This window comes from Saccharopolyspora oryzae (genome assembly GCF_027853915.1).
Lineage (GTDB): Bacteria > Actinomycetota > Actinomycetes > Mycobacteriales > Pseudonocardiaceae > Saccharopolyspora > Saccharopolyspora oryzae.
The window spans coordinates 83,267-96,995 of the sequence record NZ_JAQGLA010000011.1; the positions used below are offsets into that span (position 1 = coordinate 83,267).

Below are 13,729 nucleotides of genomic sequence, written 5' to 3' on the forward strand. Positions count from 1 at the left end.
CCCTCGCATGTATAGAGGCGCGAACCCCTCCCACAGATACATCCCGAACGAGTGATCTCCCCAGAAGTCCTGGTCAGAGCGGCAAATTCTGCCGCGCCTACAACTCGAAGGCGTCGGGGAGGACTTCGGTCATCGGGAGGATTCCTCGCGGGGTGTCGACCAGGCAGTCCGGGCCGCCCAGCTCCTGGAGGACCTGGCGGCAGCGGCCGCAGGGCATCAGGAGGTCCCCGGTGCCGCTCCGGCAGGCCACCGCGACGAAGCGGCCTCCTCCGGTCAGGCGGAGCTGACCGGCCATCGTGCACTCCGCGCACAGGGTGACGCCGTAGGAACCGTTCTCAACGTTGCAGCCGGTCACGACCCTGCCGTCGTCGCACAGGGCCGCCGCACCCACCTGCAGGTTCGAGTACGGGCAGTACGCCATCGATGCGGCCTTCACCGCCTCCGCGCGCAGCAATTCCCAGTCCACTGCGGTCACTAGTCCGCCCCTCTGCGGTACTGCAAGCCGTTCGCCGCAGGTGGTCGCAGCCGCTGCGATGCTGCGCCCAGCACCACCAGCGTCACCAGGTGCGGGGTGTAGGCGGTGAGCTCCTCGGGCAGCGAATCGGTGTACCAGTACACCGAGTACATCACCGCCGCGGCGACCAGCGCGATACCGGCGGCGAACCAGCTGCGCCGCCACACCTGCACCGCCGCGACCACCACGAGCAGCAGCGTCGCACCGTAGAACAGCGCGTGCACGCTGGTCTCGCCGCTGCGCAGCTGCAGGCCGTCGGAGTAGCCGAAGAGCGCCGCGCCGCCGAGCAGACCGCCCGGGCGCCAGTTGCCGAAGATCATCGCGGCCAGGCCGATGTAGCCGCGGTTGTTGGTCTGGCCCTCCAGGTAACCAGCCTGGCCGGGGTTGAGGATCAGCGCCGCACCACCGATCCCGGCCAGCGCGCCGGAGATGATGACCGCCAGGTACTTGTAGCGGTAGACGTTGACGCCCAGGGATTCGGCCGCGACCGGGTTCTCCCCGCAGGAGCGCAGGCGCAGGCCGAACGGCGAGCGCCACAGCAGCAGGTAGCTGGCGGGCACCAGCAGGTACGCCAGCATCGTCAGCGGCGAGACCTCGGTGACCAGACCGCCGAGGATGCCCGCGAGGTCCGAGATGCCCACCCGCTGCATGTCTTCGAGCTGTTCCAGCCAGGTGCCCAGCGGTTGCGCGGAGTAGGTGTCGAACTTCGGCACCATGGGCGATTCCCGCGGGTTCCGCGAGATCGGCTCGAACACCAGCGTCGACAGGTACTTCGCGATGCCCGCGCCGAGCAGGTTGATCGCCACACCGGACACGATGTGGTTGACGCCGAAGGACACCGTCGCGATCGCGTGCACCAGGCCGCCCAGCGCGCCGAACACGGCCGCCGCGACGAGCCCGGCGAGCGGTCCCCACTGGTAGCCGGCCCAGGCGCCGCCCCAGGTGCCGAGGATCATCATGCCCTCGAGGCCGATGTTGATGACCCCGGCGCGCTCGGCCCACAGGCCGCCCAGCGCGGCCAGCAGGATCGGGATGCCCAGGCGCACCGCGGACTGCACGGTGCCCGACGAGGTCAGCTGCGGCACGCCGGTCTGGTACGAGGCGATCGCCACCGCCGTGAACGCGACGACCACCCAGAGCACGACGCGCGCCCAGCCGGGCATCGGGCGTCGAGCCGCCTTGTGCGAAGTCTTCTCCGGTTCGGTGCTCAGCGCGGTCGTCATGCCCGCTCACCTCCGGTGGCGACCGGCTCGCCGGTCCCCAGCGCGCGGCCGACCCGCCGCTGCTCGGCGGCGAGTTCGCGGCGGCGCACCAGCTCGTAGGCCACGACCACGGACAGCACGATGGTGCCCTGCAAGATGGTCACGATCTCCTTCGGCACCCCGATGTTGTCCAGCGTCAGCGAGCTCTTGTCCAGGAAGGCCCACAGCAGCGCGCCGAACGCGATGCCGATCGGGTGGTTGCGGCCCAGCAGCGCGATGGCCAGGCCGGCGAACCCGTAGCCGATCGGGAAGTTGACGGTGAAGGTGTGGTCGCGGCTCAGGATCTCCGGCAGCCCGGCCACCCCGGCGATGGCACCGGAGATCAGCATCGCCGACATGATCATGCGCTTGGAGTCGACGCCGCCGGCCCGCGCGGCGGTCGGCGACAGGCCCGATGCGCGCAGCTGGAAGCCGTAGCGGGTGCGGTCGACGAGCACCGCGTACCCGACGCCCACCGCCACCGACAGCAGCACCAGCCCGAACACCGTCCCGGCACCGCCCAGCGGAATCCCCGGCACCCAGCCGGATTCCGGGATGATCGCGGTGCCCTGCATGTTGCCGCGCATCTCGCCGAAGTCCTGCACGAGGTAGGCGATGAGCCCGATGGACAGGGTGTTGAGCATGATCGTGGAGATCACCTCGGACACCCCGCGGTAGACCTTCAGCACGGCCGCGATCCCGCACCACAGCGCACCGGTGACCGCGCCGACCACGACGACCAGCAGCGCGTGCAGCCCGAACGGCAGGCTGACCGCGCCGCCGACGATCGCCGCCACGCAGGCGCCCAGCCGGTACTGGCCCTCGATGCCGATGTTGAGCAGGTTCATCTGGAACCCGATCGCGGCGGCGATGGCGACCAGGTAGTAGCTGCCCGCGGTGTTGACCACGTCCACCGCAGTCGTCCCGCGGCCGACCTGGGTGACCATCTCCAGCAGCGTGTCGACCGGGTTCGCGCCCGAGAACACCAGCACCGCGCTGCACAGCACGGTCGCGAAGACGATCGCCAACGCCGCGGGGAGCAGGCGTGTCCGCCAGTTGTTCATGCGCATTCCGCCTCTCCGCGATTCACAGTGGTGGTTGCCTCCGAAAGCGACCTCACGTTTCGCGGTTTCCTGTGGCTGAGTCGCGTCACGTTCCCCTGAGGTGCGGTTGGGCACGAACCCACTCCTGCGGCAGTTCCGCCTTTCCGTGGTTCCCCTGAGGTGCGGTCGGGCACAGAGCGACTCATGCGACCTCACCGTCCCTGGCGCCGGTCATCGCGGCGCCGAGTTCTTCCGGGGTCACCGAGGTCGGGTCCGCTTCGGCGACCAGACGGCCGCCGAACATCACCCGGATGGTGTCGGACAGGCCGATCAGCTCGTCCAGGTCGGCGGAGATCAGCAGCACCGCCAGTCCTTCCGCGCGGGCGGCGCGCAGGTGGTCCCAGATGACGGCCTGGGCGCCGACGTCCACGCCGCGGGTCGGGTGCGCCGCGATCAGCAGCACCGGGTCACCGGAGAGCTCCCGGCCCACCACGAACTTCTGCTGGTTGCCGCCGGAGAGCGCGGCCGCGTCGACCTCGATGCCCGGGGTTCGGACGTCGAACTGCTCGACGATGCGCACCGAGTCGGTCCTCGCGCCCTGCCGGTCCAGCCACTTGCCGCGGGCGACCGGGCGGCGGGTCTGGTGACCGAGGATGCGGTTGTACCAGAGCGGTTCGTCGAGCAGCAGGCCCTGCCGGTGCCGGTCCTCGGGCACGTAACCGATGCCCGCTTCGCGGCGGGCCAGCGTGGGCAGGCCGGTCAGGTCGCGCTCGCCGAGGGCGATCCGGCCCGAGTCGACCGGGCGCATGCCCATGATCGCCTCGACCAGTTCGGTCTGGCCGTTGCCCTCCACCCCGGCGATGCCGACGACCTCACCGGCCCGCACCACCAAGTCCACGTCGGACAGCACCGCCCGGTCCTGCTCCGATGCGGACAGTCCGGAGAGGACGAGCACTTCGCGATCGGTCACCGTGGACTCGCCGCGCTCGGGCACCGGGAGCTCGCTGCCGACCATCATCTCGGCCAGCCGCTGGCTGGTGACCTCGCCGGTGGGCACGGTGCCGACGGTGGTGCCGCGGCGCAGGACCGTGATCGTGTCGGCGATCGCGCGCACCTCGTCGAGCTTGTGCGAGATGAACAGGAACGTGAAGCCCTGCTCGCGCATGGTGCGCAGGGTCGCGAACAGCTCGTCGACCTCCTGCGGCACGAGCACCGCGGTGGGCTCGTCCAGGATGATGATCCGCGCGCCGCGGTAGAGGACCTTGAGGATCTCGACGCGCTGCCGGTCGGCGACGCCGAGGCGTTCGACCAGCACGTCCGGGCGAACTTCGAAACCCGCCCGGGAAGCCAGTTCCCGCACCTCGCGGCGGGCTTTCGCGCCGATGCCGTGCGCGCCCTCCGCGCCGAGCACGATGTTCTCCAGCACGGTCAGGTTGTCGGCCAGCATGAAGTGCTGGTGCACCATGCCGATCCCGGCGCGGATCGCCTCGGCCGGGGTGCGCAGCCGCACCTCCTCGCCGCGGACCCGGATCGTGCCGGAGTCCGGGGCCTGCATGCCGTAGAGGATCTTCATCAGGGTCGACTTGCCGGCCCCGTTCTCGCCGCACAGCGCGTGGACCTCGCCGGCGCGCACCGACAGGTTCACGTCGGAGTTGGCGACCACGCCGGGGAAGGCCTTCGTGATGCCGGTCAGCTCGACGGCCGGCGGATCACCGGATTCCGGTTCGGTGGCGGTGTTCATGGCGCTCCAGGGGACGTCGTCTCGCAGCGGCGAAGCGAACGGACGCTCAACAATGGACGGTTTCGGCCCCGGCGCAACCTCGTTGGCGCGAAACCGCCACCGCCCGGGTGAAACCTCCGCGCGGCGGTTCCGCGCGGGACCCGCGCGGAACCGCCGTCGAACGTCACGGCTTGTCGGAGACCTTGATGTCGCCGTTGGCGATGGCGTTGCGGTAGGCGTCCACCACCGGCACCAGGTCGTCGACCTTGCCGCCGGACTTGGAGTAGCCGACGCCGTCGATGGCCAGGTCGAACTTCTTCGGCAACGAGCCCAGGTCGTCGCGGGCGACCGCGGAGATGTAGTCGTACACCGCGAGGTCGACGCGCTTGAGCATGGACGAGATGATCACGTCCTTGGACTCGGCCACGGTCGGCTGGTTGTACTGGTCGGAGTCCACGCCGATCGCCATCGCCCCGGACTGCTTGACCGACGAGAACACGCCCTTACCGGAGGCGCCCGCGGCGTGGTAGATCACGTCCGCGCCCTCCTCCAGCTGGCCGGTCGCGATCTCGGCGCCCTTGTTCGGGTCCTGGAAACCGCTGAAGTCGCCCGCCGGGGTCAGGTACTTGCTGTCGATCTTGATCGACGGCGCGGCGGCCTTGGCGCCCGCCTCGAACCCGGCCTGGAACTTCTGGATCAGCGGGGTCCGCACCCCGCCGACGAAACCGACCTGGCAGTTCTTCGACCGGTGCGCGGCGATCACGCCGACCAGGAACGAGCCCTGCTCCTCGGCGAAGACCAGCGGGGTGACGTTGGGAACGCCGTCGACCTGCTCGTCGATGATCGCGAACTTGGTGCCGGCGTACTCCGGCGCGACGGCCTTGATGGCGTCCGCGTAGGCGTAGCCGACGGCGATCACCGGGATGTAGCCCTCGCGCGCCAGCTGCCGCAGGCGGGTCTGCTTGGCGTCCTCGGACTCACCGGCACCGGCGTCGAGCTCCTTGACGTCGGAGAAGCCCATCTCGGACTTCGCCCGGTCCAGCCCGGCCACCGAGGCGTCGTTGAACGAGGCGTCGCCGCGCCCGCCGATGTCGAAGGCCAGCCCGACCCGCATGTCCTTGGCGTTCGGCGGGGCCGGCGGCGGCTGCGGCGGGTTCGGCGCCGGGGCTCCGGCCGGCGGCGCGGTGAGCTGACATCCCTGACCGCTGGCGTTGTTCCCGCCACCCCCTCCGCTGTCCTTCGCGCAGCCGGAGAGCGCGAGCGCTCCGGTGAGCAGCACGGCCACCGCGGTGGCCGTTCGTGAACGTCCGGCACCCGAGCGCCTCCATGTCGGCGTCCGCCGCATGCCGTTCCCCTTTCCTGTTGGTCCCACCGCGACGCCCCCAACCGCGCCCCTCCGGCATGCCGGAGAGATCCGGTTCCGGTAGAACTCCACTCGATGGTGTCGTCCTCGGTGGATTGTTCTTCCGGTTCGCGGCGCACGCCATTCGGTGACGTGGCTCTCGAAATTAAGTCTTGACGCCACCGAGTGGACATTGCTCGCGTGTCACGAAATGATTTCTACATCGATCAACCGGACCGGCCGGCTTGTCTGGTCGATCACAGAGAGCGCGGGCGAGTAGGCCTGGGTGTTTGGTCGGGTCTAGCATCCGATGCGTCAAGGCCCCTGTTCGTGGCCGGTGACGGGCGTGCACCCAATACCCATTGGGACCAACTGCGACTCGGGAGCCGGTCGCTCCTGTTCCCGAACGGGGCCGTCAGTCCACCAGCGAGGTTGGAGGCCTTCCACCATGGCCAGCACCACCGCCTCCGCGGCCGACGCACCGGAACGCGCCACCGAGGTGCGCGCCAAGGGGCGTCTCTACCGCGGCGATCTGGGCATGTGGTCGTGGGTCGCCCACCGGATCACGGGCGTACTCACCTTCTTCTTCTTGTTCGTGCACGTTCTGGACACCGCCCTGGTGCGGGTCTCGCCCAACGCGTACGACACGGTCATCGAGACTTACAAGCACCCGGTGATGATCCTCTTCGAGCTGGGTCTGCTGGCGGCCGTGATCTTCCACGCGTTCAACGGCATCCGCGTGATGCTCGTCGACTTCTGGTCCAAGGGCACCAAGTACCAGAAGCCGATGCTGTGGACCGTCCTGGTGCTGTGGCTCGTCCTGATCGTCCCGGCCGCGATCAGCCTGCTCAGCCGCGCCGTCAACGAGTTCTTCGGGGGTTGAGGGCAATGACCGTCACCGACGCACCGCTTTCCGTGGAGAAGCCGCGCTCCTCCTCCCGGCCCGCCGCCCGCCGCAACAACTTCGAGCTCTACAGCTGGTTGTTCATGCGGCTGTCGGGCGTGGTCCTGCTGTTCCTGGTCCTGGGCCACCTGCTGATCATGCTGTTCCTGGACGGCGGCGTGCAGCGGATCAACTTCGCCTTCGTCGCGGGTCGCTGGGCGTCCCCGTTCTGGCAGATGTGGGACCTGACGATGCTCTGGCTGGCCGGCCTGCACGGCGGCAACGGTCTGCGTACCGTCATCAACGACTACTCGCGCAAGGACGGCACGCGCTTCTGGCTGAAGATGCTGCTGTACGTCTCGGTCTTGCTGACCGTGGGTCTGGGCACCTTCGTCCTCTTCACCTTCGACCCGAACATCGGCTAGCCGCAGACGACCACATCGCGGCGAGGTCGTCGCCCGACCACGGACCTCGCCGCCGCCCGAGGAGGCGACCATGCAAATCCACAAGTACGACGTGGTCATCGTCGGCGCAGGAGGCGCCGGGATGCGCGCGGCGATCGAGTCCGGGCAGCGCGCCCGCACCGCCGTGCTGACGAAGCTCTACCCCACCCGTTCGCACACGGGCGCCGCCCAGGGCGGCATGTGCGCGGCGCTGGCCAACGTCGAAGAGGACAACTGGGAGTGGCACACCTTCGACACGATCAAGGGCGGTGACTACCTGGTCGACCAGGACGCCGCCGAGATCATGGCGAAGGAGGCCATCGACGCGGTCCTGGACCTCGAGAAGATGGGTCTGCCGTTCAACCGGACCCCCGAGGGCAAGATCGACCAGCGCCGGTTCGGCGGCCACACCCGCGACCACGGCAAGGCGCCGGTCCGCCGCGCCTGCTACGCCGCGGACCGCACCGGCCACATGATCCTGCAGACGCTGTACCAGAACTGCGTCAAGCACGGCGTGGAGTTCTACAACGAGTTCTACGTCCTGGACGTGATGCTCAGCGAGGGCCCGGACGGGCAGCAGGTCTGCACCGGCGCCATCGCCTACGAGCTGGCCACCGGCGAGATCCACGTCTTCCACGCCAAGGCGGTCATCTTCGCGACCGGCGGCTTCGGCAAGGTCTTCAAGACCACGTCGAACGCGCACACCCTGACCGGTGACGGCATGGGCATCGTCTACCGCAAGGGCCTGCCGCTGGAGGACATGGAGTTCTACCAGTTCCACCCGACCGGTCTGGCCGGCCTGGGCATCCTCATCACCGAGGGCGTCCGCGGCGAGGGCGGCATCCTCCGCAACGCCGACGGCGAGCGGTTCATGGAGCGCTACGCCCCGACCATCAAGGACCTCGCGCCGCGCGACATCGTCGCCCGGTCGATGGCCCTGGAGGTGCTGGAAGGCCGCGGTGCGGGTCCGAACAAGGACTACGTGCTGCTGGACGTCACGCACCTCGGCGAAGAGCTGCTCGAGGCGAAGCTGCCGGACATCATGGAGTTCTCCCGCACCTACCTGGGCGTGGAGCCGACCGAGGAGCCGGTGCCGGTCTACCCGACCGCGCACTACGCGATGGGCGGCATCCCCACCAACGTGGAGGGCGAGGTCCTCCGGGACAACGACAACGTCATCCCCGGCCTCTACGCCGCCGGTGAGTGCGCCTGCGTCTCGGTGCACGGCTCGAACCGCCTGGGCACCAACTCGCTGCTGGACATCAACGTGTTCGGCCGCCGGTCCGGCATCGCCGCCGCGGAGTACGCGAAGGCCCACGAGCACGTCGAGATGCCGGAGAACCCGACCAAGCTCGTCGAGGGCATGGTCGACCACCTGCGCACCGCGCACGGCGGCGAGCGGGTCGCCACGATCCGCACCGAGCTGCAGCAGACGATGGACGCCAACGCGTCGGTGTACCGCACCGAGGAGACGCTGAAGACGGCGCTGTCGGACGTGCAGGCGCTCAAGGAGCGCTACGGCCGGATCTCCGTGCACGACAAGGGCAAGCGGTACAACTCCGACCTGCTGGAGGCCATCGAGCTGGGCTTCCTGCTCGACCTGGCCGAGGCCCTGGTCAACGCCGCGCTGGCCCGCAAGGAGTCCCGCGGCGGGCACGCCCGCGAGGACTACACCGCCCGCGACGACGTCAACTTCATGCGGCACAGCATGCAGTACAAGGTGCTGCCGGAGAAGGAGGACCCGGACGCCCCGCTGGGGCTGACCGGTTTCCAGTCCGACATCCGGCTGGACTACAAGCCCGTCGTCGTCACCCGGTACCAGCCGATGGAGCGTAAGTACTGATGACCGCCGCCACCACGAACAACGAGACGACCCAGCTCCCGGACGACGCACCGCCGATCCCGGACGACGCCACGATGGTGACCGTCAAGATCCTGCGGTACAACCCGGAGACCGACGAGGAACCGCACTTCGAGGCGTACCGGATCCCGGCGCTGCCCTCGGACCGCGTGCTGAACCTGCTGCACTACATCAAGTGGTACGTCGACGGCTCGCTGACCTTCCGCCGGTCCTGCGCGCACGGCGTGTGCGGGTCCGACGCGATGCGGATCAACGGCGTCAACCGGCTGGCCTGCAAGGTCCTGATGAAGGACCTGCTGGTCAAGGGCGGCGAGACGACCCTGACCATCGAGCCGATCAAGGGCCTTCCGCTGGAGAAGGACCTGGTCGTCGACATGGAGCCGTTCTTCGAGGCCTACCGGTCGGTCAAGCCGTACCTGATGACCTCGGGCAACGAGCCGACCCGCGAGCGGGTGCAGTCGGTGGCCGAGCGGGCCCGGTTCGACGACACCACCAAGTGCATCCTGTGCGCGGCGTGCACCACGTCGTGCCCGGTGTACTGGTCGGACGGGAACTACTTCGGCCCGGCGGCGATCGTCAACGCGCACCGCTTCATCTTCGACAGCCGTGACGAGGGTGCCGAGGAGCGCCTCGACATCCTCAACGACGTCGACGGGGTGTGGCGCTGCCGCACGACCTTTAACTGCACGGACGCCTGCCCGCGCGGCATCCAGGTCACCAAGGCGATCCAGGAGGTCAAGCGCGCGCTGATGTTCCGGCGCCGCTGACCTTCCCGGCAAGAGCGGAACCGGCGCTCACCCCTCGGGGTGGGCGCCGGTTTTTCGTGCTCGGCGGACCGGTCTGCAGCTGGTCAGGACCCGTGAGTCTTTTGGGCTGTCCTGGCGTCCCAAAAGACTCACGGGTGCTGATCAGGTGGAACGGAGCGTCAGGCCTTGGTGTTCTGGTCGGTCGTCTTGCGGGTGGCCCGGAACGCGCGCCAGCCGATGACGCCGATGATCGTGCCCAGGACCAGGGAGACCACCGCGATCACCAGGTGGACGATCAGGTAGCTCGTCGGGGAGCCGTCCGCCCAGGACCGGTCGCTGTTCCAGATGTTGCGCACGAAGTTGGGCCACAGCAGGTAGGACCACACGCCGAAGGCCAGCAGGAACAGCGCAACACGTCGGGAAATCGTCACGGGGCCAGTATCCGCTGTAACCGGCCTCACCCACCGGTCCGGGTGGACTCTGCCCGGACGCGGGCGTTCCGGATTGGCTAGCCTGCTGCGTGTGCCTCGACGTGCCCGCGGTTCGGTAAGCCTGCTTCGCACCAAGATCGCCATCTGCGCTCTCGGCGTGGCGCTCCCGCTCATGGGTGGCACCGCGCACGCGCAGGACGGTTGCCCCGCTGCCGCGGCGCCTCCGCCGCCGGTGGACACCTCCGAGGTACCCGCGCCCGGCCAGCCCGTCCCGGAGCCCGTGCCGGTGCCTGAGACGCCCGTGGGCGGCGACCAGATGAGCGGGTGCGGGTTCGTCGCCCCGCCCGGCGCGCCGGCTCCGCCGCCGGAGGTCTCGGCGGCCAGCTGGGTGCTCGCCGACCTGGACTCCGGCGAGGTGCTGGCCGCGCACGACCCGCACGCCCGGCACCGCCCGGCGTCCACCATCAAGGTCCTCACCGCGCTGACCGCGATCCGCGAACTCCGCCTGGACGACACGATCGTGGTCACCCAGGAGGACGCGAACCAGGAGGGCAGCCGGGTCGGCCTCGAGCCCGGCGTCACCTACTCGGTCCAGCAGGTGCTGACCGGCCTCATCCTGCGGTCCGGCAACGACGCCGCGCACGCGCTCGCGATGAAGATGGGCGGCGTGGAGACCACCGTCCAGAAGATGAACGCGTTGGCGGAATCGTTGGGCGCCTTGGACACCCGCACCGCGACACCGTCCGGTTTGGACGGTCCGGGCATGAGCACGTCGGCCTACGACCTGGCGACCATCTTCCGGGTCGCGATGCAGGAGCCCGCCTTCGCCGCGATCGCCGGCACCCACCAGGCCTTCCTGCCGGGCGCGCCGGGCGGTCCACCGCTGGAGGTGTGGAGCGACAACCAGGTGCTGCGCGCCTACCCCGGCGGGATCGGCGGCAAGACCGGGTTCACCGACGACGCCCGGCACACCTTCATCGGCGCCGCCGAGCGCGACGGGCGACGGCTGGTCGCGGTGCTGATGCGCGGTGAGAACGAGCCGATCAGGCAGTCCGCGCAGACCATGCACCTGCTGGACTACGGATTCGCCCTGGGCGATGCGAGCGCCGTCGGCGAGCTGGTGACCACTTCCCCGGGCGCACCCACCGAGACCCGGGCGGACGGCCAGCCGGTGCAGGCCCAGCCGGAAGCCGCCTCGATTTTCGGCACGGTCGGCGGACCGCTGGCGCTGCTGGCCGCGGCGGTCGTCGCCATCGCCGCCGCGATCGTCGTGCAGCGCCGCCGGGCTGCCATCGCCCGCCGTCGGCGCCGCGGCGGCGACGACCACCCCTGATCCGAAAGGCCCTACCGGTCGGCCGCCGGCCGTGGTCTTATTAGTTAACGGACCCGTACCGTTAATCAATTGGAGCGGACGATGGGCGTTCTCGTGGTGGGGGCAGGTCCGACCGGACTGGCGCTGGCGTGCGGCTTGCGCGCGCACGACGTCCCGGTTCGAGTCGTCGATCGAGCCGCCGGACCCGCGACGACCTCGCGGGCGAACATCCTGCACGCACGTGGCGTCGAGGTGCTGAACCGGCTCGGCGCTCTCGGCGACCTGCCCGACCGCGCGCACCGGGCCATGCAGATCACCATGCACGCCGGGGACAAGACCCTCGCCACCATCAGGTTCGGCGAGGTCGAGGGCGAACAGCTCTCCGCGCTCGTGGTGTCGCAGGCCGAGGTGGAGGCCGAGCTGCGGCGGCGGTTGACCGAGCTCGGCGGCACCGTCGAGTGGGACCGCGAGCTCACCGACCTGGTGCCAGACGCCGGCGGAGTGACCGCGACGATCTCCGGCGAAACGACCCGCGCGGACTACGTCGTGGGCTGCGACGGCGCGCACAGCGCGGTCCGCAAGCTCACCGGCATCGGCTTCCCCGGCGCGCAGCTGGTGGACCAGTGGCTGCTCGCGGACGTGGACGCCGACTGGGACCTGGACCGGCGCGGCTCGTCGAGCTGGTTCGCCCGGGACGGGATGTTCATCGCGATGCCGATGCGGAGCGGGACCGACGACCGGTGGCGGCTGATGGCCGACGTCGAGCACGCCGAGGACGACGTCCTCACCCAGCTGCGCCGCCTGCTCCCCGAGCGCACCGGCCGGACCGACGCGCGGCTGCGCGGGGCCACCTGGACCTCGGCCTTCCGGATCCACCGCCGGCTGGCCGACAGCTACCGCTGCGGGCGGGTCCTGCTGGCCGGGGACGCCGCGCACATCCACAGCCCGTTCGGCGGTCAGGGCATGAACACCGGCATCGGTGATGCCGAGAACCTGGCGTGGAAGCTCGCGCTGGTGCTGCAGGGCCGTGCGGCTGCTGCGCTGCTGGACACCTACCAGGCCGAACGACGGCCGCTGGCCGAGAGCGTCCTGCGCGGTACCACGGCGAACACCAAGCTCATGCTGGCCGAGGGCGTCGTCGGCAGATCGGTGCGCAACCTGTTCACGCGGGTGGCCAGGCTCGGACCGTTCCAGCGGCGCGGGACGTGGCTGGCGTCCCAGCTGTGGGTGAACTACCGCAACGGCCCGCTCGGCTCCCGGCGCGGACCTCGCCCGCGTCCCGGCGACCGAGTGCCGGACCTGGTGTGCCGGGACGGCAGCGGACGGCGGACCCGCTTGCACTCCGAGCTCGGTGGCCGCTGGGCGGTGCTTTCCAGCCAGGAAATCCCGACCCCGATCGGCCATGCCGTCGTGCACCTGGTGCCCGAGAACCCGCGTCGCGAGATCTGGTTGGTGCGCCCGGACGCCCACCTCGCGTGGCGCGGGACCAGCGCGGCAGAGCTCTCGCGCTGGCTCGGGACGACCTTGCGAACCGGGAGGGCCGCATGACCGGAACGCGCGGGCGACCCCGCAACCCCGAAGCGGACCGGGCGATCCTCCGGGCCGCGCTGGACCTGTTCGTCGAAGGCGGCGTCGAGGGCACCAGCATCGAGCAGATCGCCAAGCGGGCCGGGGTCGGCAAGCTCACCGTCTACCGGCGGTGGGACTCCAAGGAGGCGGTGCTGGCCGCCGCGATCGAGTCCGCCCGCGACGAGATCCCCGAAACCGCACCGACCGACGTCGCCGACGTGCCGGTGGCGACGCTGATCCGGCAACTCCTGCCCGGTCTCGCCGAGGCGATCGCCGAACCGCGGCTGCGCGCGATGATCGCCCGCGTCTTCGGGGCGAGCGTCAGCCACCCGGAGCTGATGGCGACCTACTGGGAGAACTACGTCCTGCCCCGGCGGCGGATCACCCGGGCGCTGCTGGAGCGCGCGCAGGCCGAGGGAACGCTCGCCGCCGACGCCGACCTGGACGTGCTGATCGACATGATGGTCGGCGCGGTGCTGTTCCGGCTGGTCCAGCCCGAACCGCTCGATGCCGCGGGGGCCCGCGCCTACCTCGAATCGGTGTACCGCAGCGCCGGACTCCTCGGCGGTCCGGAGTAGCTGTCGGACCTGGCCCCTACTGTCCGGAGGCATCCGAAGGACGAGG

At 70.0% G+C, this 13,729-nt stretch carries 13 protein-coding genes; 7 read left to right on the plus strand and 6 right to left on the minus strand.

Features of this window, described 5'->3' with window-relative positions:
* Nucleotides 1-97: 97 nt before the first annotated feature.
* The 5 genes from OU415_RS10285 to OU415_RS10305 form a co-directional block, all read right to left on the minus strand.
* Nucleotides 98-475 (minus strand): cytidine deaminase, encoded by a 378-nt coding sequence (locus tag OU415_RS10285; RefSeq protein WP_270948401.1) that lies wholly within the window; start codon nt 473-475, stop codon nt 98-100.
* Nucleotides 475-1,737 (minus strand): ABC transporter permease, encoded by a 1,263-nt coding sequence (locus tag OU415_RS10290; protein ID WP_270948402.1) that lies wholly within the window; start codon nt 1,735-1,737, stop codon nt 475-477. The genes OU415_RS10285 and OU415_RS10290 overlap by 1 nt, the downstream gene beginning before the upstream one ends.
* Nucleotides 1,734-2,819, minus strand: a complete 1,086-nt coding sequence (locus OU415_RS10295; protein WP_270948486.1) for an ABC transporter permease — start codon at nt 2,817-2,819, stop codon at nt 1,734-1,736. Before OU415_RS10295 ends, OU415_RS10290 begins: the two co-directional genes overlap by 4 nt.
* Before the next feature lie 181 nt (nt 2,820-3,000).
* The gene (locus OU415_RS10300; protein WP_270948403.1) at nt 3,001-4,539 is read right to left on the minus strand and encodes an ABC transporter ATP-binding protein; all 1,539 of its coding nucleotides are present in this window, start codon (nt 4,537-4,539) and stop codon (nt 3,001-3,003) included.
* A gap of 163 nt (nt 4,540-4,702) precedes the next feature.
* Nucleotides 4,703-5,863 carry a BMP family lipoprotein gene (locus tag OU415_RS10305; RefSeq protein WP_408641832.1) on the minus strand — a complete coding sequence of 387 codons (1,161 nt, stop codon included), beginning with the start codon at nt 5,861-5,863 and terminating at the stop codon, nt 4,703-4,705.
* 445 nt (nt 5,864-6,308) lie between these two features.
* Between OU415_RS10305 and sdhC the strand changes: the two genes are divergently transcribed.
* The 4 genes from sdhC (at nt 6,309) to OU415_RS10325 (ending at nt 9,814) form a co-directional block, all read left to right on the plus strand.
* Complete coding sequence (sdhC, locus tag OU415_RS10310) at nt 6,309-6,743, plus strand: succinate dehydrogenase, cytochrome b556 subunit (RefSeq protein WP_270948405.1); 435 nt, start codon at nt 6,309-6,311, stop codon at nt 6,741-6,743.
* A 5-nt stretch (nt 6,744-6,748) separates the two neighbouring features.
* Complete coding sequence (locus OU415_RS10315) at nt 6,749-7,168, plus strand: succinate dehydrogenase hydrophobic membrane anchor subunit (RefSeq protein WP_270948406.1); 420 nt, start codon at nt 6,749-6,751, stop codon at nt 7,166-7,168.
* A 70-nt stretch (nt 7,169-7,238) separates the two neighbouring features.
* Complete coding sequence (gene sdhA, locus OU415_RS10320) at nt 7,239-9,029, plus strand: succinate dehydrogenase flavoprotein subunit (protein WP_270948407.1); 1,791 nt, start codon at nt 7,239-7,241, stop codon at nt 9,027-9,029.
* Complete coding sequence (locus OU415_RS10325; RefSeq protein ID WP_270948408.1) at nt 9,029-9,814, plus strand: succinate dehydrogenase iron-sulfur subunit; 786 nt, start codon at nt 9,029-9,031, stop codon at nt 9,812-9,814. The genes sdhA and OU415_RS10325 overlap by 1 nt, the downstream gene beginning before the upstream one ends.
* Nucleotides 9,815-9,972: 158 nt before the next feature.
* On the opposite strand, the gene OU415_RS10330 is transcribed toward OU415_RS10325, so the two are convergent.
* Nucleotides 9,973-10,224: an SCO4848 family membrane protein gene (locus tag OU415_RS10330; RefSeq protein ID WP_270948409.1), complete on the minus strand. Its 252-nt coding sequence runs from the start codon at nt 10,222-10,224 to the stop codon at nt 9,973-9,975.
* 91 nt (nt 10,225-10,315) lie between these two features.
* On the opposite strand from OU415_RS10330, the gene OU415_RS10335 reads away from it, so the two are divergent.
* The 3 genes from OU415_RS10335 to OU415_RS10345 all read left to right on the plus strand — a co-directional run bounded on the left by OU415_RS10335 (nt 10,316) and on the right by OU415_RS10345 (nt 13,683).
* The gene (locus tag OU415_RS10335; protein ID WP_270948410.1) at nt 10,316-11,557 is read left to right on the plus strand and encodes a D-alanyl-D-alanine carboxypeptidase family protein; all 1,242 of its coding nucleotides are present in this window, start codon (nt 10,316-10,318) and stop codon (nt 11,555-11,557) included.
* An 81-nt stretch (nt 11,558-11,638) separates the two neighbouring features.
* Nucleotides 11,639-13,084: an FAD-dependent monooxygenase gene (locus tag OU415_RS10340; protein ID WP_270948411.1), complete on the plus strand. Its 1,446-nt coding sequence runs from the start codon at nt 11,639-11,641 to the stop codon at nt 13,082-13,084.
* Nucleotides 13,081-13,683 (plus strand): TetR/AcrR family transcriptional regulator, encoded by a 603-nt coding sequence (locus tag OU415_RS10345; protein ID WP_270948412.1) that lies wholly within the window; start codon nt 13,081-13,083, stop codon nt 13,681-13,683. Before OU415_RS10340 ends, OU415_RS10345 begins: the two co-directional genes overlap by 4 nt.
* The last annotated feature ends 46 nt before the right edge of the window (nt 13,684-13,729 follow it).